At 56.7% G+C, this 23979-nt stretch carries 27 protein-coding genes and 1 pseudogene; 16 read left to right on the top strand and 12 right to left on the bottom strand.

Going from position 1 to position 23979, the window contains the following annotated elements; translation table 11 throughout:
* Positions 1-51 precede the first annotated feature (51 nt).
* From KX729_RS28505 to KX729_RS28470, 7 genes are all read left to right on the top strand, one after another.
* Positions 52-966 (top strand): NAD(P)/FAD-dependent oxidoreductase, encoded by a 915-nt coding sequence (locus KX729_RS28505; protein WP_246617940.1) that lies wholly within the window; start codon positions 52-54, stop codon positions 964-966.
* Between the two features lie 170 nt (positions 967-1136).
* Entirely contained in the window at positions 1137-1301 is a 165-nt protein-coding gene (locus KX729_RS28500) for a hypothetical protein (protein ID WP_219745865.1), read from the top strand.
* Between the two features lie 36 nt (positions 1302-1337).
* Positions 1338-1799: a hypothetical protein gene (locus tag KX729_RS28490; RefSeq protein ID WP_312992459.1), complete on the top strand. Its 462-nt coding sequence runs from the start codon at positions 1338-1340 to the stop codon at positions 1797-1799.
* Positions 1789-2361 (top strand): alpha-ketoglutarate-dependent dioxygenase AlkB, encoded by a 573-nt coding sequence (locus tag KX729_RS28485; RefSeq protein ID WP_219745864.1) that lies wholly within the window; start codon positions 1789-1791, stop codon positions 2359-2361. Before KX729_RS28490 ends, KX729_RS28485 begins: the two co-directional genes overlap by 11 nt.
* A gap of 711 nt (positions 2362-3072) precedes the next feature.
* Positions 3073-3687: an NADH-quinone oxidoreductase subunit C gene (locus tag KX729_RS28480; protein WP_219745863.1), complete on the top strand. Its 615-nt coding sequence runs from the start codon at positions 3073-3075 to the stop codon at positions 3685-3687.
* A gap of 8 nt (positions 3688-3695) precedes the next feature.
* Positions 3696-4886, top strand: a complete 1191-nt coding sequence (locus tag KX729_RS28475) for an NADH-quinone oxidoreductase subunit D (RefSeq protein WP_219745862.1) — start codon at positions 3696-3698, stop codon at positions 4884-4886.
* A gap of 78 nt (positions 4887-4964) precedes the next feature.
* Positions 4965-5228 (top strand): hypothetical protein, encoded by a 264-nt coding sequence (locus KX729_RS28470; protein WP_219745861.1) that lies wholly within the window; start codon positions 4965-4967, stop codon positions 5226-5228.
* A gap of 492 nt (positions 5229-5720) precedes the next feature.
* Here the strand turns inward: KX729_RS28470 and KX729_RS33805 are convergent, their stop codons facing one another.
* The gene (locus KX729_RS33805) at positions 5721-5936 is read right to left on the bottom strand and encodes an alpha/beta hydrolase fold domain-containing protein (protein ID WP_246617924.1); all 216 of its coding nucleotides are present in this window, start codon (positions 5934-5936) and stop codon (positions 5721-5723) included.
* A 259-nt stretch (positions 5937-6195) separates the two neighbouring features.
* Entirely contained in the window at positions 6196-7020 is an 825-nt protein-coding gene (locus tag KX729_RS28460) for a manganese catalase family protein (RefSeq protein WP_219745860.1), read from the bottom strand.
* A 145-nt stretch (positions 7021-7165) separates the two neighbouring features.
* Here KX729_RS28460 and KX729_RS28455 point away from each other — a divergent pair, with 145 nt between their 5' ends.
* On the top strand, positions 7166-7840 hold the full coding sequence (locus KX729_RS28455; RefSeq protein WP_246617923.1) for a DUF3459 domain-containing protein: 675 nt from the start codon (positions 7166-7168) through the stop codon (positions 7838-7840).
* A complete protein-coding gene (gene malQ / locus KX729_RS28450) occupies positions 7833-9674 on the top strand; it encodes a 4-alpha-glucanotransferase (protein WP_219745940.1) in 1842 nt (613 codons plus the stop codon). Before KX729_RS28455 ends, malQ begins: the two co-directional genes overlap by 8 nt.
* A 624-nt stretch (positions 9675-10298) precedes the next feature.
* Here malQ and KX729_RS28445 read toward each other — a convergent pair.
* The 4 genes from KX729_RS28445 to KX729_RS28430 all read right to left on the bottom strand — a co-directional run bounded on the left by KX729_RS28445 (position 10299) and on the right by KX729_RS28430 (position 12707).
* Entirely contained in the window at positions 10299-10481 is a 183-nt protein-coding gene (locus KX729_RS28445; protein WP_219745859.1) for a hypothetical protein, read from the bottom strand.
* A 324-nt stretch (positions 10482-10805) separates the two neighbouring features.
* Positions 10806-11066: a DUF982 domain-containing protein gene (locus KX729_RS28440; RefSeq protein WP_219745858.1), complete on the bottom strand. Its 261-nt coding sequence runs from the start codon at positions 11064-11066 to the stop codon at positions 10806-10808.
* 185 nt (positions 11067-11251) lie between these two features.
* Positions 11252-11716: a hypothetical protein gene (locus KX729_RS28435; protein ID WP_219745857.1), complete on the bottom strand. Its 465-nt coding sequence runs from the start codon at positions 11714-11716 to the stop codon at positions 11252-11254.
* A 16-nt stretch (positions 11717-11732) separates the two neighbouring features.
* A complete protein-coding gene (locus KX729_RS28430) occupies positions 11733-12707 on the bottom strand; it encodes an alpha/beta hydrolase (RefSeq protein ID WP_219745856.1) in 975 nt (324 codons plus the stop codon).
* Between the two features lie 730 nt (positions 12708-13437).
* Here KX729_RS28430 and KX729_RS28425 point away from each other — a divergent pair.
* Both KX729_RS28425 and KX729_RS28420 read left to right on the top strand, forming a co-directional pair.
* Positions 13438-13893: a helix-turn-helix domain-containing protein gene (locus tag KX729_RS28425; RefSeq protein ID WP_219745855.1), complete on the top strand. Its 456-nt coding sequence runs from the start codon at positions 13438-13440 to the stop codon at positions 13891-13893.
* A 670-nt stretch (positions 13894-14563) separates the two neighbouring features.
* A complete protein-coding gene (locus tag KX729_RS28420; protein ID WP_219745854.1) occupies positions 14564-14746 on the top strand; it encodes a hypothetical protein in 183 nt (60 codons plus the stop codon).
* Positions 14747-15227: 481 nt separating this feature from the next.
* On the opposite strand, the gene KX729_RS28415 is transcribed toward KX729_RS28420, so the two are convergent.
* The 5 genes from KX729_RS28415 to KX729_RS28395 form a co-directional block, all read right to left on the bottom strand.
* Complete coding sequence (locus tag KX729_RS28415; RefSeq protein WP_219745853.1) at positions 15228-15719, bottom strand: sigma-70 family RNA polymerase sigma factor; 492 nt, start codon at positions 15717-15719, stop codon at positions 15228-15230.
* Positions 15720-15897: 178 nt separating this feature from the next.
* On the bottom strand, positions 15898-16614 hold the full coding sequence (locus KX729_RS28410) for a Crp/Fnr family transcriptional regulator (RefSeq protein ID WP_219745852.1): 717 nt from the start codon (positions 16612-16614) through the stop codon (positions 15898-15900).
* Positions 16615-16653: 39 nt separating this feature from the next.
* Positions 16654-16887, bottom strand: a complete 234-nt coding sequence (locus tag KX729_RS28405; RefSeq protein WP_219745851.1) for a DUF6894 family protein — start codon at positions 16885-16887, stop codon at positions 16654-16656.
* 261 nt (positions 16888-17148) lie between these two features.
* Positions 17149-17601, bottom strand: a complete 453-nt coding sequence (locus KX729_RS28400) for a TspO/MBR family protein (protein WP_281423278.1) — start codon at positions 17599-17601, stop codon at positions 17149-17151.
* A 57-nt stretch (positions 17602-17658) separates the two neighbouring features.
* Complete coding sequence (locus tag KX729_RS28395; protein ID WP_219745849.1) at positions 17659-18201, bottom strand: lipocalin family protein; 543 nt, start codon at positions 18199-18201, stop codon at positions 17659-17661.
* A 283-nt stretch (positions 18202-18484) separates the two neighbouring features.
* Between KX729_RS28395 and KX729_RS28390 the strand changes: the two genes are divergently transcribed.
* Together KX729_RS28390 and KX729_RS28385 are read left to right on the top strand one after the other, a co-directional pair.
* A complete protein-coding gene (locus KX729_RS28390) occupies positions 18485-18676 on the top strand; it encodes a CsbD family protein (protein WP_219745848.1) in 192 nt (63 codons plus the stop codon).
* A gap of 159 nt (positions 18677-18835) precedes the next feature.
* A complete protein-coding gene (locus tag KX729_RS28385; protein WP_219745847.1) occupies positions 18836-19918 on the top strand; it encodes a DNA topoisomerase IB in 1083 nt (360 codons plus the stop codon).
* Between the two features lie 80 nt (positions 19919-19998).
* On the opposite strand, the gene KX729_RS28380 is transcribed toward KX729_RS28385, so the two are convergent.
* On the bottom strand, positions 19999-20226 hold the full coding sequence (locus KX729_RS28380; protein WP_219745846.1) for a hypothetical protein: 228 nt from the start codon (positions 20224-20226) through the stop codon (positions 19999-20001).
* A 190-nt stretch (positions 20227-20416) separates the two neighbouring features.
* Here KX729_RS28380 and htpG point away from each other — a divergent pair, with 190 nt between their 5' ends.
* The 3 genes and pseudogenes from htpG to KX729_RS28365 all read left to right on the top strand — a co-directional run.
* Positions 20417-22306, top strand: coding sequence for a molecular chaperone HtpG (gene htpG, locus KX729_RS28375; protein ID WP_219745845.1), 1890 nt, complete (start codon positions 20417-20419; stop codon positions 22304-22306).
* Between the two features lie 279 nt (positions 22307-22585).
* Positions 22586-23053, top strand: coding sequence for a PRC-barrel domain-containing protein (locus KX729_RS28370; RefSeq protein WP_219745844.1), 468 nt, complete (start codon positions 22586-22588; stop codon positions 23051-23053).
* Positions 23054-23368: 315 nt separating this feature from the next.
* Positions 23369-23854, top strand: a pseudogene (locus KX729_RS28365) (PAS domain-containing protein); the annotation flags it as partial.
* Positions 23855-23979 lie beyond the last annotated feature (125 nt).

Genomic DNA, 23979 nt, shown 5'->3' with positions numbered 1-23979 from the left:
TTCGCCTGCCTTTTGCGAGACCACCGTAACCTAATACGAAAAGTGAACAAGATGATGGGTTTGAAACGAAGGGATTGCGTCATCATCGGAGGCGGGCCAGCCGGATTGACAGCTGCGATCTATCTTTCGCGCTACCATCTTTCCGTCATTGTCTTTGACGATGGCACAAGCAGAGCAGCCACTATCCCGATCTCCCATAACCATGCCGGCTTCCCGGACGGGATCGGCGGAAGCGAACTGCTGGAGAGGATGCGCGCTCAAGCGCTCACCTACGGCGCCGAAATCGTCAACGAGCACGTGAACGCGTTGAGCCAGAGAGGAGACGAATTCCTTGTCTCTTTCGGCAATCACACATTGCCGGCCCGAACCGTTATGATCGCAACTGGGGTAATCAACCGGCCGCCCGCGATGCCAAAGGGCGAGCATGACGAAGCTCTCCGTCGGGGGCTGATCCGCTACTGCCCGGTGTGCGATGGATTTGAGGTTACCGACAAACAAGTTGCCGTTGTCGGACAAGGCGCAAAAGCGTTTGACGAGGCGGTTTTTCTCAGAAGCTATACGCGCGAGGTCAAGTTGTTCTTACCGGGCGAACATGATCTTCAGCCCCACCAACAGGCTCGGTTGACGGAACTCGGGATCCATTTCGAGAGCGGACCGCTCAAATTCGAGGTCGAGCAGGAGGCGATCCTTATACGGGCGGGAGCGGCGGAATATCGCTTTGATTCCATCTACCCGGCGCTTGGCTCGGATGTACGGTCCGAGCTCGTCACCTGCGTTGGAGCAACACTATCGAATGAGGGGTGCATCCGCGTCGACGATCATCAGCGGACAAATGTTCCCGGCCTTTACGCGGCTGGGGATGTCGTGATCGGCCTCGATCAGATCAGCCATGCAATGGGCCAGGCAGGCGTTGCCGCCACTACGATCAGGAATGATTTGTCTGAACGGTCACCGCTCGTGCGGTGACCACCCCCCGCGCCTCCTTAAAGACAGGCAGCAATGCGATCCTCCGGGTTCTATCTGGGGGCGCCGGAGCACCGAGCGCACTGTGGTCATGGTGTGGCTTTGTGCGCAAGCCGGTACAGAGGAGGAACTTTCGGTTCTGGATGAGGTTTGCGTCACGAAGGAGAACCGAGATGATGAACGATGACAAGCACCCAGAGCAGGATCCGGCGGAAGGCAGCAGGGAAACCGTCGAGAGGGATTTGAAGCGGCAAAAGCAGGTGCCTTCGCCAAGCAGTAAAGAGCCGAGAAGCGAGAATGTCGCGGGCTCTGAAGCAGCCGAACCGTCGCCAGAGTAAACCTTTGAGGCGCGGCGTCTAGCAAAGGGCACCGAAGTGACAAAGGCAGCTACCGAGGTTTTCAATTTCGGCCTCTCCCTTGAGATCGAACCAACGGAAGCAGGGTCCGCAGACAGCTTGCCGGCGGGCGGCGGTTGGCAATACGAGCCGAAATGGGATAGTTTTCGTTGCCTGGCATTCAAACAGGCCAGCCACGTCGGCAACAATTATCCAGCCGAAACCACATGTGCTACCCGATGGGCGAGCGTTCAGCACTATGCAGAACTGACGATCGACAGCCAGCGGCTCATTCTCTGTCGATATCCGTTCCGCACCTGGAACCAGATGGGCAAGAGGTCGATCAATCTGCACGGTCATTCTCATGGTAGATTAAGGCCCATGCCGCGCCAGTTCGACGTTGGTGTTGACCCACGTGACCTGCACCCGAGAACCGCGGCCGGATTGCTGACGAAGCGGTCAAGGCGATTGCAATTAAAGAACACCGCGCATGCAGGATGATCTTTTCGGCGATCTGCCGCAGCGTTTGCCGGAGGGATTCCAGTACAAGCCGGATGCTGTTTCTCAGGCAACGCAGGACGAACTCGTTCAGTGGATAGGAACATTGCCGCTCAAGGCATTCGACTTCCATGGTTTCGAGGGCAAGCGACGGGTCGTTTCATTCGGCTGGAAGTATGATTCTGCTCTCGCCTCGCTCCGGAAAACCGATGACATACCTGACATTCTGTTTCCTTTGCGTGACATCGCGGCTGCTTTCGCTGGATTGGCCCCGGAGCGTCTTCAGCAGACCCTTGTGAGCGAATATGATATCGGCGCGCCAATTGGCTGGCATCGAGACAAGGCCGTCTTTGGCGTTGTCGTCGGCATCTCGCTGCTATCGCCCTGCACATTTCGCCTTCGCCGCCGGAACGGCGAGAAGTGGGAGCGTGCATCGACCGAGGCCCAGCCCGGATCCATCTACGTTCTGTCTGGCCCGGCACGAACTGTATGGGAACATTCGATCCCTCCCGTCGACCGGCTGCGATATTCGATCACCTTCAGGGAGCTGTCAGATGCCGCATAATTGCCGTTCCTGGCCTAGATGCGTGTAGCGTCAATCGGCACTGCGCACAGCCGAGGCGCCAGCGCAAGCGGCTGAGCATCCATCCGCCTCGGATCGTAGGCTGTGGCTGTGAGCTCCACGTTGATGATGGACCGTGCGCTGGCCATCGCCAAAAGCCCAGGATAACCGGCCGACGCTCCCCTGTGCCCCACTTACCAGAATGATCGGTATATGTGAGAGCGCGCCATCGCCGCGCATCGCTTGGGCCAGTGGGCGGCACCTGGGCCAGTCGGTTCGAATGTCGAGGGCCGGCTGTCGAGGTCGGCAGCTCGACGATTCTGGCCGCAGCATGATCTTCCACGAGCTGACGACCAACGCCGTAAAACAAGGGCGCTGTCTGTTACCGATGGCGAAGTATCGTCACCTCATCGCTGGAAGAGGGCGTTCGCGGACGGACGTACCTCAACTGCCAGTGGCGTGAGAAAAAAGGCCCTGTCGTGCAGCCGCCCGGACGCAACGGGTATGGCTCTGAATTGCTCCAGGGAACGGCGCGCATCTCGGCGGCAACGTACAACTCAGCTATGATCCGCAAGGTTTGGTTGCCACAATGAAAATCCCGCTCTGACCGTCAGGCCGGACCTACCGAAGCGCACCGAAACACCTGCCGCATTACCGAGCGAGGAACTCTTTCCTCGAACCATTGTTTGAGCGCTTCCAAGTTAAGAGGCGCAGATGGTGGACAGCAATCTTTCCTTATTGCGAGAGCAAGTCGAGACGACATGTTCGGGTCTTTACACGGCGGCTGACATCCGCCTCGATGAACTGACGTTAACCACGAGCCGCGAGACGATAATTCCTCTCCTGCTGCTTCTGCGTGACGACATGAGGTTCAGATTTATCTGTCTGCTGGATATTTGCGGGGTGGACTGGCCGCAGCGAGCGGAGCGTTTCGATGTCGTTTATCACCTGCTTTCGCCTCAGCTCAACCAGCGCGTTCGGCTTAAGCTGACAACGACGGAAGACCTGCCGGTGCCATCGGCGTGCAGCGTCTACCCGGCTGCGGATTGGTATGAACGGGAAGCCTGGGACATGTACGGCATCTTGTTCGAGGGTCATCCGGACCTCCGGCGACTTCTGACGGATTACGGGTTCGAAGGCCATCCGCTGCGAAAGGACTTTCCGCTCACGGGTTACGTTGAGGTTCGGTACGATGATGCCGCGAAACGGGTCGTCTACGAACCCGTCGAACTCCGTCAGGAATATCGACACTTCGACTTCTTGTCCCCGTGGGAGGGCACCGACTACGTCCTGCCTGGCGACGAAAAATCAACCGATAGCAAAGGCTGAGGACGCGGATGCCCGAGCACAATGTCAGAAATTTCAACATCAATTTCGGGCCGCAGCATCCGGCCGCCCACGGGGTCCTTCGCCTGGTCCTCGAACTCGACGGAGAACTGGTTGAGCGCGTAGATCCCCATATCGGCCTCTTGCACCGCGGGACGGAAAAGCTGATCGAGGCGAAGACCTATCTCCAGGCTCTGCCATATTTCGATCGGCTGGATTATGTAGCGCCGATGTGCCAGGAACACGGCTACTGCATGGCGATCGAAAAGCTGCTGGGGTTGCAGGTTCCGATCCGCGGTCAGCTGATAAGGGTGCTTTATGCCGAGATCAGCCGGATCTTGTCCCACCTCCTCAACGTCACTACCCAGGCCATGGATATCGGTGCGCTGACACCGCCGTTATGGGGTTTTGAAGAGCGCGAGAACCTGATGGTGTTTTACGAGCGCGCCTCCGGGTCTCGCATGCACGCGGCGTATTTCCGGCCTGGAGGCGTGCACCAGGATCTTCCAAGAGACTTGGTCGAGGATATCGGCCGCTGGTGCGAGACGTTCCCAAACACGCTCGATGATATTGAGGGTCTGCTAACCAACAACCGCATTTTCAAACAACGAAATGTCGATGTCGGGGTAATATCGCTAGATGACGCCTGGGCATGGGGCTTTTCCGGTGTGCTGGTTCGCGGATCCGGCGCGGCGTGGGATCTGCGGCGATCGCAGCCCTACGAGTGCTATTCGGAGCTGGATTTCGAAATACCCATCGGCAAAAACGGCGATTGTTATGATCGCTACCTGATCCGGATGATCGAGATGCGGCAATCGGCCAGCATCATGAAGCAGTGCGTTGACCGTCTGCTGTCGAGCGAAGCGACGGGCCCCTTCTCCTCTGCCGATGGCAAGGTCGTGCCGCCGAAACGCGCAGAGATGAAGCGCTCGATGGAGGCCCTGATCCATCACTTCAAGCTATATACAGAGGGCTTCCATGTTCCGGCAGGCGAAGCCTATGCCGCCGTCGAGGCTCCGAAAGGCGAGTTTGGCGTGTATTTGATCGCTGACGGAACAAACAGCCCGTACCGCTGCAAGATCAGGGCACCAGGGTTCACCCACCTGCAAGCGATGGATTATATGTGCAGGGGACACCAGCTTGCCGACGTCTCGGCGGTCCTAGGTTCGTTAGACATCGTTTTTGGGGAGGTGGATCGATGAGCTGCGACCGGTTCGCTTCGTCTCTGCTGCCCGGGGTCGGCCGAGCCTTACTGCCAAGATTCATTAACGAGGATTAGCATGCTTGAATACCGAAGATATTACGAGGGTCTGCCGAAGCAGGGCGACATCGTCGTGAAGTTCTACCACTCGGGCGATCAGATCCGCGGTTATGTCCGCAAGGTCGCGGACACGGCAAACGAGGATACGATCTTTCCCGGCGAGGAGATGGAGCCCGACGCAGCCTTTGCGATCGCCAAAAGCCATGGTCGAGGCGACGATATCTGGGTCGAATTGACAGAAGACGTAACATGGGATGAAGGCTGGGGCCGTCTCGTCTATTAGCCCCTCGCTTACAGCTTGCGGACCGGATCGTGATCCCCGGCATTAATCGCTGTGATTCATCGTCTTGCCGAAGCATTTGTCATCGCCGCGAGTGCCGATGGAAGGCGATTGAAGCCATGCGAGCCGAGGGGAGAAACGGTCAGGGTCGCGTTGCTGTTAGCCCGCTGCCGCGCTCGGGGCATTTCAGTGTCGTCGATGATGGGATCGAGTTCACCGGCAATGAAAAGAGCCGGTGGCAGCCCGTGAAGTCGTGCGAACCAAGGACCGCCCGCTTCTTCGCGCCGCAAGTGTGGGCGCAGCCTCTGAAGATAGATAGGCCGGGGGCCCGCTGGCGATCAAAGAGCGATCGGTCGAGCGCTTCAGGCTCGGCGAGCCGCTGAATCAAACGCTCCACACGTCGAGATGAAACCGAAAACGCCGTTGCCATTCCCCGGTCTCTCAACAGCAGCAAAGCCTGAGCCGCCAGATGAGCACCGGATGATTCGCGTCCAATCACAATTCGCGCGACGCCGAGCGCCGCAAGGCTCCACACATCCATTCGAGGGCAGCCTCACGGTCGTCGACAAATTTGTCGACGCGGTCGTCGGAAGCGTTGTGGAAATCGACCGCAACAGCCAGAACCTGGCACTCTTTCGCAATCTGCGGGGTGATCCCGTCATCCAGGCGTGCATTGCCCAGCACCCACGCCCCCGCCGTGGAAGTGGACATAGATGCCTCTAGGGGTACCATCCGGCAACACGCAGCCCGATCATCCGATCATTGGCGATGATACTACGCCTAAATACGGTGTGATCATGGAGTATAGTGCCGGCGTAGCAAGGTCTTTACTTCCACCGGGCCGATCGGGGCCAGCTCTTTTTGGTGACGCTCATAGAGCCCTTTGTAGTAGTGGGTCGTTGGCCCAGGAACGATTGTAGGTCGTGCCGTTACGAAGGCCGGGCGGTGGGCTGCCCGGCCCTGAAAGCCGTTACATCTGCTCGAGTTGCGCACCGCTTTTCGGTTTCGCCGGCCCCAGCACCGGCGTTTGTCCCAACGGCTCCAGCGACGTTGAGGAGAACGTACCCTTCCCATCTATGGACGTTCCCTCCGACCAGCGGCCGGCAGGTGGCGCACTGCCATCGTTCTGGAAGCCGAGGAAGGCATAGCTGAACTCTTTCAACTCTTGCTCTTGCGGGAAGCTGTTGGGGATTGGGAAGACAGCTTTCGATCCGCCAAGCTCCTCCAACGCGGCCAGCCACTGGTTCTGGTGCATTGTGTCGCGGGCGATAAGATACGACAACATTTCCTTCATACCCGGATCATTTGTAAGATTGAAGAGGCGGGTTGCCAGCACGCGGCCGGTCGATTCCGCGGCAACGTTCGCGGTCATGTCAGCGGCGATGTTTCCGCTGGCGTAGATGTGAGACATGTCGAACGGCACGCCGTCGGAATCCACGGGCATTGCGGATAGGCCGGCCGACAATAGGTTCTTCATGTTGAGGCCGCCGAGCACCGCGCTCGCCACCGGGTCGGCGGCGACTTCATCCTTGATGGAAACGGGAGCACCTTCAAGATTAAGTGCGACCGCTGTCGCCAGCATCTCGATATGGCCGAGTTCCTCGGCAGCTGTGTTCATCAGCAGATCGCGGAACTTCGGATTGCCACGGGCGCCGCAAGCCTGGAAGAAATATTGCATCGCCACGCGAATTTCACCTTCTACGCCGCCAATTGCCTGCTGCAACGCTCGGGCGAACAATGGATCTGGAGTTTCCACGCGAACGGGAAACTGCAGCTTGTTATCGGTATAAAACATTGGGACTCTCCTGGGTTTCGACGGCGCTAACACAGCGCAGTCGACAAAGTTCCCTGCCGCCGAACTGCAGTTCAGACATGGAGAAAATGATGGGAACTTTCCTGCCCCACCCCGGTTGCGCAGGATACAGCCACCGGAGACCTTCATGACAACCCAATTAGTGCTGGAAAATGCCGATCTCGTACCGCTCGAGGATATGGCGGACGGTACCAAAGGTTTCGCAGCGGATCTTGCTTACCGGCAGCTCTCGATCGTAAATGGGATCTTCTACGGCATCCCGTCAGGCCAGGGCGAATGGGAATTGATAGATGCAGGTTTGCTCACCTCAAGCGGCACCACCGTAGAATTCGCCGAGCGGCGTTTTGGTAGGGATGCGAGGCCGACGGCGCGCCTTCCGGGGTTTGATGCCGACGACCTGCTTGATCCCACGGTGCAGTCAACGTTCGAAGCGGCAAAACTCGACTGGTCCAGGCTGATCGATCCAAATTCGTCCGAAATGCTCGCCTTTTATTGGACCCTTCTTGCTCTGCGGCATCAACGGATCATGCCGCTGTTGCACGGCCTTGGCGGTGGAGGCGGTTCGTTCCGACGGGAAGGCAGTGTCACCGCTGACGAGTGGGTGCTGAAAGATCGGGCGAGGCTCCTCCTGATTGCGAACCTCTCTGAGAAGCCGGCGCAGTACCAGACGTCGCCGTCAGCCAAGCGGATTTTTTCGCTGGGATCATCCACCGATGAGACTTTATCTCCTTGGCTCGTCATCTTCAGCATTCAATCCACTCAGCTTAAATCAGTTTCAGCAGAAAGTGACGTTCATGGATAGGGACCTCGACCAACTGGCCAAAGAGCATGGGATCAGCCTGACAAGGCCAAGCCCGGAAAACGTGGAGGTACCGATTACCGATAGCGTGAAACGCAAAGTTCTTGCGGCGCTCGGCGTCGCGGTTGACAGCGAACCGCAAAAACCGGTTCGAAAGAGTCCTGAGAACAATAAAATCGCGCCATCCTTCCTTCCGCATTTTCTCGAGGCCGACCGTGTGTGGGGGATCAGTCTGCAGCTCTATGAACTTCGATCGGAACGGAACTGGGGCATCGGTGACTTTGAAGACCTTGTCGAAATGGTCCGTTTTGCCGCCACGCTCGGCGCCGATTTCGTCGGGCTCAACCCGCTGCATGCGCCGTTTCTTGCCGATCCCGATCGGTGCAGCCCGTATGAGCCGTCGAACCGGCAGATGCTCAATCCGCTCTACATCGCCGTCGACAAAATTACTAGCTTTGAAAGCACTTCGGAACTCGAAGCAAGGTTACAGGAGTTGCGATCAACTGATCTCGTCGATTATATCCAGGTAGCCGAGACTAAACTCGCGGTTTTGCGGGAAGTCTGGGCGAGCTGGCGGCGCTTATCAGACAATTCGTCTCGGCAAAACTTCGAGGCCTTCGTAGCGAACGGCGGCGAAATCTTGCGGCGGCACGCGTTGTTCGAAGCCCTGTCAGCCTTCATGGGTGAAAAGGGCAGCGGCACTGGCTGGAAATCCTGGCCCGCGGCGTATCAGCAGCCGGAAAGCGCGGAGGTTGCCGCGTTTGCCGACGAACATGCAGACACCATCGACTTTCACATTTGGCTGCAATGGCTTTGCAATCAGCAACTAATCCGGGTCGCCGAGACGGCTCGGGACGCCGGTTTGCGTATTGGCCTTTATCTTGATCTGGCCGTTGGTGAAGCAATCGATGGATCGGCGACTTGGAGTGAACCGGACGCCTATATTGCCGATGCCACGGTTGGAAGTCCCCCTGATCCCTTCGCGCCCAACGGCCAGGATTGGCATCTGGCTGCTTTCCATCCGGCAAAGATCGTGTCGGGCGACGATGCTCCCTATCGACGGATGGTAACAGCTGCGATGCGTTACGCGGGCGCCATCAGGATCGATCATGCCGCAGCCTTGCGCCGGCTGTTTCTCGTACCCCTTGAAAGTTTGCCCGAGGGAGGTGCCTATGTGGACTACCCACAAAACGGATTGCTGCAGATTTTGGCGGAGGCGTCGTCGAAATTCAGATGTCTGGTCATCGGAGAAGATTTAGGGATGCTGCCGGACGGCTTGCAGAAAGACCTCGCTGAAGCTCAGATCCTGTCCTACCGCATTTTGTCTTATGAACGGGAAGAAGAAGGCTTTAAGCCCACGGAGGCTTATCCGCGGCTGTCGCTCGCGTGTATTTCGACCCATGATCATCAAACACTGGCTGGGTGGTGGCGTGGCGCTGACATCAAAGCCAGGTTGGATCATGGGGTTGTTCCTCCTGACTTGACAGAAGCGCATGTCAAAGAACGCCAGCATGAGCGAGAGGATCTGAAGGTTGCGCTGGAGGAGGCAGGCACGGATCCGCCAAACCGCCTGCCTTCTTCCGCCGCGGGCGAGCACAAGCTGAATGACCTGATCGTCAGCGCTCATCGCTTCATCGCAAAAACTGCGTCGATGCTGGCTGGGGTTCGACTGGCAGACATGACAGGTGAGAAGCGTCCCACGAATATTCCCGGTACCAGCGACAGTTACCCGAACTGGAAGCCAAAACTCTCCGTTGCGATAGAGCAGTTGGCCAGCGTGTCGCTGCTCTTACGGATTGCGGAGGCAGTGCGCGAGGAGCGGCCGAATCAAAGGTGAGCCTTATAATCGGCGGTCTTCGATTGCCATTTGATGTAGCAACGACCGTCAGTGCGACCTCAAAAGCGCTGCCGCATATGCCACGAAATTTTCCTTCACGGCGACCAAAATACGAGATCGCCCAACACCAAAGTCCTCGTCCCGGAAGAAAAAACTGGGCTTTTTGACGTCGAAGCGGGATCAAGCCGTACGCGACTGCAGATTTAGAGTGGGATCAGAAGACGCATTTCAAGCAGTGGGTCTAGGCGGCCCACGCAGAGGGCAGCGGATCGGGTCCGCAAGGTTCGACTTCGGTGTAGACGGATCAAAAAGGGGGTTTTTGAGACGCCCTAAAACCAATGATCTTGGCACGGCAGGGGCGCCCGTCAACTCTGCCGCCGCTCTATTCTGCGGACGTTCTATATCAACGTTTCACGCGGAACGTTAACGGTCAATGTAGAAAAGAGGTTCAGGCCGTTCCGCCCGCGCCTGTTTCTACTAAGCGCGAGCTTTCGAATTCAGATTCCCATAACTAGCGCAGTCAGCCAGAGACCACCGCACATGACAGCTGTAGCCGGCACGAGGTCTGCCACCATCGATTGCTGATAGCGACTGAAGATCTGTGACAACAACGCCCGGATCATATCAGCGAACCCTTGTCTCGCGCCGAGCGTTCATCAGCAATTCATGCTTGCGGGCGAAGTGACCGAAAAGCTTTACGAGCCGATTTTTCTCTTCTGTACAGAGGCCGTACCTGACGGCGAAATCGACGACGCTTACAACTTCCTTGGCGCCGGTGATCTGGGGCTGGGAAACGGGCGCGGTCACAGTCAACTCCTTTGCTAATTCGCGCGAAAAACTCTGCCGTCGACGATTAGTTCCAGAAATTTTTGAAGGGTACGATAGCGTACATCGCCGATCGCGCCGATCGTCTGCGAGCGCTGCTTTGGACAAGGCCTACGTAGCGGCCCAGCTCGACGGCATCAACAAATTCATCATTGAAGCTTATTTAAGCTGGTAGAACATCTCAGCATAACGCAACTCGCAAAGGGGCCAATCAAGGAGCTTTTGACAACTTGGAAAGGCTGCGTTCAAAATTGGATAGACAGTCGCGGTGCAAGTGCCGCTAACTTCGGCACCGTCAGTTTTGATCTAGTGCCGACCACGTTCGAATTTTTGACGGGCTTCGGTTGCCGCGGTCTCAAATTCTCTGCGCGCGTCTTCGAGTGATTTGTGGCCAGCGAGCGCACCTCTGCAAGCGCTCCGTGCTTTCACAAAGCTCAAGCTCTGCTCGCCTGGCCACGAGTCGGTCAGAACCGCGAGCGCTTCGAACGGTCCGGCCACGGTCCTCCTCCCTTCCCGATTCATGCGCACCTCGACGGGTCGGCTCCACTTTTCGTTTGGTCCAGCCATAATTTGTTTTTCCCATTACTGTCGAGCGATAACAATGTATGGCGCTTCCGGTTCCATTCACGCTGTTGCTCCGCAAGGGCACTCGCTGGGCCAATAGACGCGTCTCCTGTTGTAGAACAGCTTCATCACCGACATGAACGCGACCGCTGCAACAATGGTGACGATGCCAATGATCACGGAAGTCATCAACGAAGCATGTCGCCATTGGAGGAGGCCAGCCGTTCCAATTTCGCTTTATCCTCAACCAGCCCGCGATGGAGACCCGGCACCGCATTGGCGACTTCGATAACGGTGTATGCCTTCTCGTCGCGGAAGGCGCTCGCATGCCTTGTCGTCACGTCTTCGCTTGGGAGGGATGCCATTTCGAGAAAGTCACCCTCGTGTCCAGCAGCAACGATGCGCGCGTCGCCAGCTGTCCGCGCCGCGACATAAATCGATCCGTGGCTTTGTGCTTTGTCCCACCTGAAGTCGTCGGGCGGTGCGACCGGTTCCAACCGATATACATTCAAGACCTCGCCTGGGTCGGTACCAGAGGCCAAGATCGCAGCATCCGCAATCTGCGCCTGGCTTTCAACGGACTTGCCGAATTCCGTATCGCTCACACCGTTGTTCTTGGTGCCGCGCTGATTGTCCTGAGTGGCGTTAGACATTTCGCATCTCCTGTTCCTAAGCATTAAACGATGCTTCCTGCACCTCGTTCCGCAGTCTGCGGTTGATCCATTCAACGGCAACCGTCTTTGTCCGCGCCGCCAGTCGGGTGGGAAAGCGATGGAAACCATGGGGTCCTTCCGGCACGACCAGCAGGTCCGCGTTCCCGCAGACGTCTTGCCAACGCGTCTGCATCGACCGGCTGTCGCCGATGATCGGGTCAAGTTGTCCGGCAATGAAGAGGCCGGGCGGCATTCCAATCAAGTCGGCACGCAACGGCGATACAACGGGATCATCCACTGCGAGTGAAGGTGACCCTTCCAGAAGTCGATCCAAGTTTCTGCCTGCAGCCTGCGGGTCGATGACGAGGCTGTCAGCTGCCAGTTTGAGGCTGGCGGGACCAGAGAGATCGAACGCTCCACAGTAGGAGACAAGTCCGGCAATACACTCAAGCGACCGACTGCGCGACAACCGGACAAGAGAAGACGCGGCAAGGTGGGCACCCGAAGACTCACCCTCCAGAAAAACTTTGTCGACGCCAAAATTGGCTCGGCTGTCCAGCGCCCACCTAGTAAAAGCGTGCGCGTCCCTGATCGTCTGCGCGAGATCATCGTCTGTCGCCAGATGAAAATTGGCACTAGCCACTGCGACACGACAGCGGCGGACATATTCGACATTCCAATTATCATCTAGCTTAGAGTCCCCAATCACCCAGGCTCCGCCATGAAAATGAAGAAGCAAGGCACGCGGCTTTTCGGGAAACAGGACGCGGATCGGCAGCTTACCGCCATTCACCGATAGGCTTTTGACCATCACGCCGATGTTTGCGGGCTCTGCGGCCAGATGGCGTCCTACCGAACACATGCCGTTGATGAACCGGGCGTTGAACCTGCCGCTCGTGCGGTATCTCGGGACCCATTTTAGCAGTTTGTTTAACCGCCCGGCTCGCCTTATATCTTTCGCTGTGAAAATGGCGTTAGGATCGTAATGCATCCAGTTAACCCCTTACGCCACAGACGCCGGCTCGAGGATCATGGCTTCGTCACGGTGTTTCCCGATGGCTCATTGACGGGGTTGGGGTTCCCGCTACCGCCATCGGCGTGGGGCGTACGGTCGGTTGGAGCCATTCCGCCTGAAGGAGCGGTCGTTGTCGTCTGCGGGCGAGGGGTATTTTCCCCAGCCGGTGGAGTAGCGGTCTGCTGCGGCGGTGCGTCTGTCGCTTCACCCCACCATTCGGCTGCACCCCATGCGAAGAAGACGAGAACGAGCCCGCAGATCAGTACCATAAGCACGGGTCGTCCGGTGCGCCCCTGCCTCGCTTCCGTCGCAGTTTCGGTGAGAACAGCGTCACGGCGTTTTCTTTCGGGCATGATCGATCTCCTTTTGCCTCGCTCGAACTGACCGTGTGAGACGAAGTTCCCTTGATACGAAAGGAAGGACAATGCCGGAAAGAGCGGTAGAGCCGCTCCTTGCATATCTGATTGTTGGGATCGACCACATTTCAAATCGACCAACCCTTCCAAGTCGCTCTTCGCGTCACTTGAATTCGAGCTTTCCAAGCAACATCTAATGGTCACGATCTGAGACAGCACGTCTCTTGCGGCTGATCGTACAGCGCACTTCCCGTCGGACTGTTCTCGGGTCCGGGGTGCGTGCGCTTCACCACTTCATAGATGATGTCAGCTTCGGCCTTGTGCGGCCAAGCGATAAGGCATGTTGGAAAATGACCGTTCAAGTTCAGGAAATCACTCCCACACAAGCTAAACTTCTCCACGCCCACAGATCGCGGCAGGCCAGGTATGCTTCGGCATCGCGGATGGTAGTGGCGCGCAAGTTGCAGATCGAGGTCTCACAGCGCCCACCTATCTGGAAACGCGCAGAAATCCTCTTCGATGCTCATGTCCGCGCTTACCAGTTTCACCTCGCGAACAAATGTGTCCGACCGGAGGTGAGTTACATAAAGAAGCGATGCGGAGAATTAGGCGTAGAGTATCGTGATGTCGTTGGGCGCTCTGCTTTGAAACGAGTGGTCGTTGCACGCCGCCGACTGATGTGGGAGGTGCGCGACAAGTTCGGCCTCGCCTATGCCGATGTTGGGCGGGCGTTTGGTGATCGCGACCAGTCCACTGCCATGAGCGCGATTAAAGTCCATGAAACCGGAGACGGGCCGCTCCATTAGATGTCTTCCCCGGCGTTGGTGCGACCGGTCTCGTCGCATCGCGTATCCGCCCGCTGCTCATATGTGACACGCTTGGGTTCTCAACCACTTGCACCGATGAGGTTGCCGGAGAGCAGGCCTGCCGGGAGTTCGATCAAACCTTCCGGTAGATCGCGTGAGGTTCGGTGGCCATTCGGGGGCGGACATTCTAGCCGTACCGCTTCGACTTACGACTAGCCTTGTCCCAAACTGAGAGCCAATGCACTCGCACGTCGATGTAGCCCAACAAATGGAACTCTTTGCTCTTATTTCAGTTCGCTGCGGCATGATTACGATAATGTCCTTCACCGCGGTAGCAGTCGGAGCCGCCCTTCTAGGCCTCGCAATGTCCGTAGCCTCGAAAAAAGGGACGGTTGCTGCGTTCGCCGTTACGCTCGCTGGTTTACTGGGTCTGGCATACGGTTTCTTCGATGGGGCGACATCTCCAGCGCTCAGCCCGCCAGACGTGATTTCAGGCAGCGATCAAAAAGGGAAATGATGTCTCACAGCGGCAATCAGGGGCCAGACTGGTGGTTCAGAATCTTTGGCCAAACTGGGGGAAGTAGCGGCATCGCCAGAGCAGTTGTCCTGTTACTGGTGGTCCTGACCATCGCTGGTGCAGGCGTCGCCCTCCTATGATGGGAGAAAATGCATGACGAATTACGGCAAGAATGAAACCCCTACCGGATTGGCACCGTCGTCCGACAGCTCGGAACAGAAGAAGAAAAAATTACAGGCTGGGAAAGGCCTCATGCTCTTTATCGTCGGGATCGCGGCACTTGCCGCGTTCCTCTATGTGTTCATAGCGGTGTACGGCATTTTTCAAAGCTCTTAACGCGACCATGGCATCGCACGCATCGAGCTATGGCCTAGTATGCCGCCGTATGGACTGACTTTGCGAATAGATGCGGGCCAACGATGGGAGGCCCGCGATTCCCGAGAGCCACCGCGAGGATGTGGTTTTCAGTGCCGTTTTACTGTTTTCCCCATAAGTAATAGGGCGGATGATCCCTACGAAGATCGGAGTAGTGTGCCCCTGACGAAGTCTGGGCGGTGACAACATAAACAAACGGATCTTGGACGTATAGAAGCTCTTAAGCGTGAAGGCCATCGGTTTGACCGGTCACATCGAGAAGCGCGCCGTCTGCACCTGAGACGTTTCCGTTCACGTCATCGGACATGAGTTGGTCTGCTACGACAACGATAGACAAATAGCCGCCCGCCGCATTTCCTTGCGGACAAAACGCAATCAAGAAGTTGCACCTTAGCCCTGAAGTGCGCGGAAACGGCAGGATAGGACGCGTTCTTGCCTGCCGCTATGACAGCATGCGAGAGAGCGACGCCCTTGCGCGATTGACGCGGCTCTTCATTGTTCCAACAGCGCACTGACACAAAACCGCAGCGTCCTCGTAGCTCGTGCCCTGCAGGATTACCAGATCGACCGCCTTACGGTGGTCGGCGTTGAGGGCGGCGATAGCTTGCTCGATCTCCTGGCCTTGCACTCGCCACTCCTGCTCCGGTTTCGTCGAAAACTTGTTTATCTGAACATCGTCCAATCCGACCTGCTCGCGCTTGTTGCGAGCGTACTTGGTGCAAAATGCGTTTCGCATTATCGTAAACATCCAGGACTTCACGCTCGTCCCTTCCTGAAACTTGTCAAGATTTCCGAGCGCCTTCAGGAGGGTGTCTTGAACCAGATCTTCGACGTCGCTCTCCGTGCGATGAAAGCGGTGGGCGAATTTGTACAGCGCTGGGATGTATCCGATTATTTCGGCTTCGACGCGAAGTCTGCAACGGTTATCTTGCATTGAACCACTCCTCTAAAGGAGCACAACCGTTTGTTGATCAATGGTGTTCCGGCGTGAATGAGGTGGGTCTGCTACCGTACCGACCAGGGACTTGGGCAAATGCGCTTATCGCCCCTCTCTCCGTTCGGGCACAGCTAACGGAGACACCACCCGCATCAGACATCCGTACCTAAGCTCTCTAGAAGAGGCCGGTCATTAAACGCCGGTACTCTTGTTCCGGCTTTCCGTAAGCGTCGTGAGCGAACTCCTCGAGGGCAGGACGGTCTCGGATGGTCAGCATCCCGCGCTCTGCGATGACGAACCGGTTTCCCTCCAAGATGTGGAGAGCGGTTGTAACGCTCGGTCTGCGAACCGCCAGCATGGTCGAGATGAAGTCATGCGTAAGCGGTAACTCGTCAACACCCACTCGATCGTGGCACATCAATATCCACCGGGCGAGACGCTCCGTAACGTCGTGCACGGCATTCGAGACTGCTGTATACGCGAGCTGGATCGCAAAGGCCTCGATTGCCCGGATCATGACTTTTGCGAATGCCCGGTTGCTTTCCATCTGGCGACGAAAATCTTCGAAGCCTATGCGGTACCCCGCCGCGTCTATCTGGACTGTCACGTCGAAGGTGCTCTGCTCGGAACCGCTGACGGCGGAAGTTGGTATGTAACCCTCCCTGCCGAAAATTCCGGCCTCGGCGGCGCTTCCTTCAGGCGTTTGAGCCAGTACGGAGCCAACGCCCGAGGTCAGGAAGTACACATGATCTATTGGCTCTCCTGCGCTCGCGAGTCGGGTCCCGCGGGGGAGCCTCTGATACTTCAGGTGTGATGCAGCTTGCGCTAAGCTTTCACTAGGCAAAACTGACAACAATTTGTTTTCATGGATTTCAGCTTCAGCGAGGTTCATAGCGGTCCGTCCTTAATCTATCCCGAGCGGGAGACAGCCTCAATCGATCTTGACCACTGACTTAAATAGGATCGTGTCGATGATCTTTCCATTCTCCGTAGTTATCTCGAACTGCCCGCCATCGACGACTTCACCTTTGGCGACTTTCGCGGCCATCAATTCTCGTGCAGCCGCTTGGGCTTCCACCGTCGCAAGCTCATCGGAGGCAAACTCAGCTCCCTCGAGATCTTCGACGAAGCCATCCGGACCACGAACGTGAAAGTAATATCGCATGTGACTTTTCCTTTTCCCGCCGAGGAGCTTACAGAGCACCACGCCCGCGCTCGGAACCGCCTTTTTCGATTCAGGCAGCACTGCTTCGAGTTGGTCTATTTCGCATGAATATGATAAAATCCTTCAATTGACGACACGCAAACCGGACATGATATCAGAAGTTCCCGGTCTAAACGAGATTGCGTGTTTCAACTGGCCGCGACTGGCTTCTGCTCCGGGTGCGTAGCAGGTCACCCGTTCTTTACCGGCAGACACTTCCGCTTAGTTGTTGAGCAGCAGCAGCGACGAGTTGAGAGTGGAGGCAAACGCGACCCACAGCGCGTATGGGACAAAGCATAATCTTGCCACGCGATCCCTCGTCCGCACAAGAAAGTACGAGATCACGACCAGCAGGCCGAGGATGATCACAAGACCGAACGCCATAGCGTGCAAGCCGAAGAAAACCGGCGTCCAGAGCCAGTTCAGGATCATCTGTCCGTACCAAATCTTCATCCGTGCCCCTGACAAGCCCTCTGCCTTCCAGGTTTTCCATCCCGCAATCGCGATCAGAACGTAGAGGATCATCCACGCCGGTCCGAACACCCAATTTGGAGGGTTGAAGGGCGGCTTGGTCAGGGAAGCATACCACTCGCCCGGTCGGATCATCAGCCCAATGAGCGCTCCCATCCCGACGACGATTAGTATGAAGATGCCAAGTGCAAGTTTTTCGTTCAACGGTCTTGTCATGCTCGTCCTTGAAGGCTTAGGCGCGAGTGTTACGCCGCTTCGAGCCTACTTGCTCGCTTGCTGCGGCGGGAATTCGAGCTTCCGGACATCGTACCCGAGCACTCGGGCCTTATCCACCATGCGAGCCAGCTGGGTTTTCGAAGGAACCTTGCGTGAATAGATCCACAGATCCGTCCTCGATGGATTGGCGCTGATGAACCAGGACTTGTCCGGGGACTTGTACAAGACCCAGTAGTTGAACGTAATGAGCAGAGGATATCGAACCCGCATCTTGGCGTTCGTCGTACCGAAGTCTAAGATGGTGCCAACGCCGTTTACTGTCTTCAAACGCCCGTCCGGAGTGCCTTCCCGGCACCCGTCTTCCACCGTCACTTGGTCTTTTGTCTTGGCGGGACGATAAATTGAATAGCCTGCCACGCAACCATCCGTCAGCCACATCGGCGTTCTGCCAATTTCAAGCCAAGTAACCCGGTAGTGATCCGGGCCGACTTTGACGACGGGAGGTTCCGCCGATGCTATCGAGAGGGTAGGGAAGGTGCACGACGCTGCCAAAGTCAGCCGTTTTAAAATGCTCGTGAACTTTGACATCAAGCGACCCTCCAGCGAGATCATTCCGCAGTGTACTTTCCAGGATCTACGCGAAGAGAGCCGCCTTGGATCAGTTGCGTTTCACAACGCTGCCAGGTGCAGAGTTTTTGCGCTAGAGAATGATCAATCCTCCCGCAAGATAGCTCACTGGAACGATCTGTGTCGTGGAGCATTCACTCGACAGGTAGGTCGAGAGACGGCTGACAATGGACTTACCCGGCGCGATTGACCGGAGGGCGATTTGAACGCCAGAACGACCCCTTTCATTAAAGGAGAAATGATCATGGGTTCGACATCCGACAAAATTTCCGGCAAGGCTAATGAGATTGCCGGTAAGGCCAAACAGGTGATCGGCGATGCTACCGATAACAAAAGCCTTGAGGCAAAAGGGTATGCGCAGGAAGCAAAAGGTGATGCTCAACAGGCCAAAGGCCATGTGAAGGACGCCGCAAAAAGTGGCGTCGATAGAGCCTGATAGAGCTCTCGATCTCAAGCCCGGAGGCCCGCTCATTGCGGGCCTTTTTATTGATGCCCGCTTACGGAATTGCTGCCTCAGTCAGGAGTCAATACACGCCGACCAAGCACAGTTGCAGTCAATTGGGGAACTGCGCTACGCTGTGCGAGTTATGGCGGAATGAACCAGATCATCACCGAAATCGATACAATCGCCACGGAAGCCAAATTGGCATCCGGGTTGGTGTACGTTCCTGGACTGGATACAGGAATCTCCCGGAAGATGGGCGCTAAAGGTTTTTTGTACTATCGGCCGGATGGCAGGAGAATTACGGAGGCCTCAGAGATCGCCCGCTTGAACAGCTTGGCTATACCGCCAGCCTACACCGACGTGGTCATCTCGACCAACCCTTTCTCCCATCTCCAAGCGATCGGCAGGGATGCTCGGGGGCGGCGCCAGTACCGTTATCATCCGGATTGGCACACGGAGCGCGGCAAAGCCAAATTTGAACGTCTTGTATCTTTTGCCGAGTGCCTCCCTGATTTGCGTGAACGGGTTGAAAATGATCTGAGGTCCCGCGGTTTATCGATGGATAAGGCGCTCGCTACCGTCGTCTGGATGTTGGATAACCTGTACATTCGTGTCGGCAACGCCGCATATGCTCAGGCTAATAAGTCCTTCGGCCTGACCACATTACGCAATCGGCATGTGAAGGTTGAAGGCGGAAGCCTGAAGTTCCGGTTCAAGGGTAAATCGGGCAAGGAATGGAACCTCGCCCACAGCGATCGTAGAATTGCAAACGTTGTCCGAAAGTTGCAGGAATTGCCAGGCCAGCAACTTTTCCAATATGTCTGCGACGAAGGTGGATGCAGGCCGATTTCCTCACATGACGTGAATGCCTACATTCGCGAGATTACGGGTGAAGACTTTTCTTCCAAGCAGTTTCGGACCTGGGGAGCCACCTGCATGGCTGTCGAAGCCTTGGTTTCGCTCGAGGTCGCCCAGACCAAGCGTGACCTTGCGCGTCAGCTTAACGAGGCAGTCGATGCGGTCGCTGCGAAGCTCGTGAACACGCGCTCTGTTTGCCGTTCGTCCTACATTCATCCCGCCGTATTCGAAGATTTTCAGGCAGGAATTTTGCGGGATGTCTTAAAGCTGAAAACGAAAAGCGAGCGACTGCTTCAATGGCTGGACGATGAAGAAATCCGAGTTTTACGATGGCTGAAGACAAAGACACGGCCAGCCGCTGAGCCTACTGCCTGAGAGCGAAATGTGGTGGCAATGGCGTCGACGGATCCCGGGCTGAAGGCCACCGTGCCGCAAAGCCTTGAGACGATCCGCCCTTATACAAACACCTCAATGCCCTCTGTCTCAACCACATACAAGAATTCGTCGTAGGCCTCGCGATCCGTTGCGAAGGTCAAATCCCAGTCGGTGACTTGACCATCGGCACTCGTCACCTCGAGTTCCCACCCGGCATCGCGAAACGTCTGTTTGATATCGACCGTTACGGTGACGTCGCCTTGTGTATATTCCGTGGATAAGGGAGAACGATGGGATCCTGAAAACATTTGTACGCATTCCGCAGTCTGAGTCGTAGGCAGAGTATTTGCTCTCGATCGCAATTTTCGCAAGAGGTGCAGCTCAGGCGCATGTCGTATCAACAGCAAGGTTTTGAGTGATTGACGTCTCGACACACTCTTGAAAACTATTGGCTAGCAATCCATCTGTCGCCCGAATTTAGCAATCTGGGGATGACCGATGACGACGAATGAAGACCGCCAACCCGAGCATCACGCCTTCGAGGCTGACGTGAGCCGGCTCCTGCAGATGATGGTTCACTCCGTATATTCGGATAAGGATGTATTCCTTCGAGAACTGATTTCCAACGCGGCAGACGCCTGTGAGAAGCTGCGGTTTGAAGCAATTTCAAAGCCACATCTGTCAGCCGACGGTTCAGAGCCGCAAATTCTGGTCAAGCTCGACGAGCAAGCGCCCAGCCTTATTGTCGAAGACAACGGGATTGGAATGAGCCGAGACGAAATGATCGACGCTCTCGGCACGATCGCCCGGTCGGGGACGCGTGCCTTCATGGAGCGCTTGGAAGCGGCGAAGTCGGGCGACAAGGCCGAACTCATCGGTCAGTTCGGCGTCGGTTTCTATTCGTCCTTCATGGTTGCCGACAAAGTCGACGTCATCTCAAGGCGTGCTGGGCACGACTCTGTATGGATGTGGTCCTCCGATGGCAAGGGAAGTTATGAAGTCGTCGCCGTCGATCCTGCAGACGCTCCCGCCAGAGGCACGCGCGTCGTCCTGCACCTCATGGGCGACGCACAGAAATACACGGGTAAGTGGACGATCGAGAAGATCATCCGCGACCAGTCTGGTCATGTGCCTGTGCCGATTAAGCTGATCGAGAAACCCGGCGCGGACGCAGTCCAGGTCACTGATGGCGCAGCCCTGTGGACGAAGCCGAAAGGGGAGATCTCGAAGCAGGAGTATGACGATTTCTATCGCAGCGTTTCCGGGCAGTATGACGAGCCGCTGGCGAATGTGCATTTCCGCGCCGAAGGCCGCCATGAGTATACGGCACTTGCCTTCGTGCCCGGTTCGCAGCCTTTCGACCTTTTCGATGTCGAGCGCCACGGACGGATGAAGCTCTATGTTAAGCGCGTCTTCATCACCGACGAGGCAGAGTTGCTGCCGCGCTACCTGCGCTTCATCCGTGGCGTGGTCGACACGTCGGACCTGCCGCTGAACATTTCGCGTGAGATGATACAGGAAAGCCCGGTTCTCGTGGCAATTCGCAAGGGGCTGACCAGCCGCATCCTGACGAGCTTGGAGAAGATGGCCGAGGGTGAACCAGAAACCTTCGGCAAATTCTGGGAGCTGTTCGGTGCGATCGTCAAGGAAGGCATTTACGAAGACTATGAACGTCGCGGGCAGTTGTTGAAGCTTGCACGCTTCCGCACGACGGCCTCGGAAGACGCGACGCGCAGCTTGTCCGATTATCTGGGGGCAATGAAGGAAGGGCAGTCTTCCATCTATTATATCAGCGGTTCCAGTCTCGCACAGTTGAAGGCGTCGCCGCATCTGGAAGGGTTCCGTGCCAAGGGCATCGAAGTCTTGTTGCTGACAGACCAAGTCGACAGTTTCTGGCCAACGAACGCGGGTGAATTCGAGGGCAAGACACTCAAGTCGGTAACCCAGGGGCAGGCCGATCTCGATGATATCTCAAGCAACGGTAGCGATGGTGGCGACAAGTCAGAGGCCTCTCAGAGCGTGCTCGACTTCATCGAAGTGAGCCGTCGTATCCTGAAAGACGAGGTAGCGGATGTCCGGGTGTCGACTCGACTGACGGAAAGTTCTGTCTGCCTTGTGGCGTCCGAACACGGGCCGGACCGGCAGCTTGAAAAGATTCTCCAAGGGGCAGGGCGGTTGCAGACCGCGTCCAAGCCGATTTTGGAAATCAATGCGCAGAGCCCAGTCATTCAGAGCCTTGCGGCGGTGACAAATGACGAATTTCGAGAAGATGCGGCGTGGCTCTTACTGGATGAGGCCCTGATTTTAGACGGTGACCGACCGAAAGATCCGCGCGCGTTTGCGAGCCGGCAGGCGAGACTTTTCGCTTTGGCACTGAAGCAAATCTAATCGGCTCAGGGCATTCGCGCCCAGGACCGGGCGCATTGGCGCTTGGAAGTAACGGGCGGTGGGCGATGTCTGGCCGCCCACGTACCGCACAGCCATCGCGTGAGTGAGTAATACCAGGCAGACTTGCGTGCCCGATGTTACAGCTTGGATGCTGGTGCATGTCGTGTCGCTAAAGAAATCACTCAATAATTTCATGGTTTTGCATGGAACCTTTCATCCATCTTGTCGTTGGCTGCCCGCCACGGATTACCGTGGAACATGCAATTACGAGGAACTCGAATGAAGAACTTCATCATCGCCGCCGTATCGCTTGCCGCAATGTCTGGCGCTGCGTTTGCACAGCAGCCGGCTGCACCTGCCGCTCCCGCAACGGCGGCGGCTGGGTCCGACGCCATGATGGCCGCCCCGGGAATGACGATGGGTAAGGCAGCGACGATGCCGCTAAAGTATGTAGAGATCAAGGACACCGATCTCGTCACGTCGAAGCTTGTAGGCGTCAATATCTACAACAAGGCAGACGAGTCTATCGGCGAGATTTCTGACGTCGTCATCGGTGGCGGCAAGTCGGTTGTTGGTATCGTCGCCAGCGTCGGCGGCTTTTTGGGCATGGGCACCAGCTACGTCGTACTTGATCCGGCGTCGGTTGCGCTAAATAACGACAACGGCACTAGGAAAGCCTATGTCGATACGACGAAGGACGCTCTGTCGCAGGCTCCCAAGCTCGACTACGACAAGTTCAAGAAGTAATCAGCTTGCTAGCGACCGCGGATGTACCGGCGCCGCGCATACAGAGAGGTCGATGCGAGTTTCGCCCGGCCTCTTTTTTAGCTGATGATCGACAGTATATCGGGGACATCGACGCAGGCCATCCGAATATCCGCCATTTATTTGTTTGGCTAGAAGCACCGAAGCTTCAGCCGTAAGGCGATTTGGAGAGGCCTTGAAATCAACCCCGCAGGACATACTTCCAGACACCGAGTTCGCCCCCGCGGGATATGGCCCGCTGATGATATGATCAGGACCCGGTTCGTAGGTTCCAGTTTTGTGAGTTACCGGTCAGCTATGCAAGATAAGGAAAAAAAACGCCACGACGCGCAAAACGCCGGCGACAGGCTCGTTGCTCGGCACGTACGGGAAGACCCGTTTGCGGCCGCATTCAAGGCGACAAGAATGCCGATGATCGTGACCGACCCGAACCAGGATGACAACCCTATCATCTTCTGCAACGCCGCCTTCGAGAAACTTACAGGCTACTCGAGCGACGAGGTCGTAGGCCGAAATTGCCGTTTTCTGCAGGGGCCCGAAACTAGCCGCGCAGCGGTCGGTCGCATCCGAGAAGCAGTGGAAGCCGGCGCGGATATCGCCATCGACATCTTGAACTACCGGAAAGACGGGGCTTCGTTCTGGAACGCGCTCTTCCTGTCACCGGTCCGCGATGAAGCTGGCAAGATCGTCTACTTCTTTGCGTCCCAGCTCGACTTTAGCAACGTGAAAAGCCGCGAAGCCGACCTAGCTGCTGCGCGTCACCGAGCAGAGGAAGAGGTGGCTAATACCAACCGTCATTGATCAGAACCCTTGTGCCCAGTTGCGCCTTCCGATCGACATTATCTTCCACGGTCGGTCCTGCAGTGTTCGCCAAGCGTAGCAGCAATGATCGACGATATCCTCGTATG

This window comes from Neorhizobium populisoli (assembly GCF_019430945.1).
Lineage (GTDB): Bacteria > Pseudomonadota > Alphaproteobacteria > Rhizobiales > Rhizobiaceae > Neorhizobium > Neorhizobium populisoli.
Note: the sequence above shows the minus strand (reverse complement) of the source record. Positions and strands in the feature narration are given on the sequence as shown.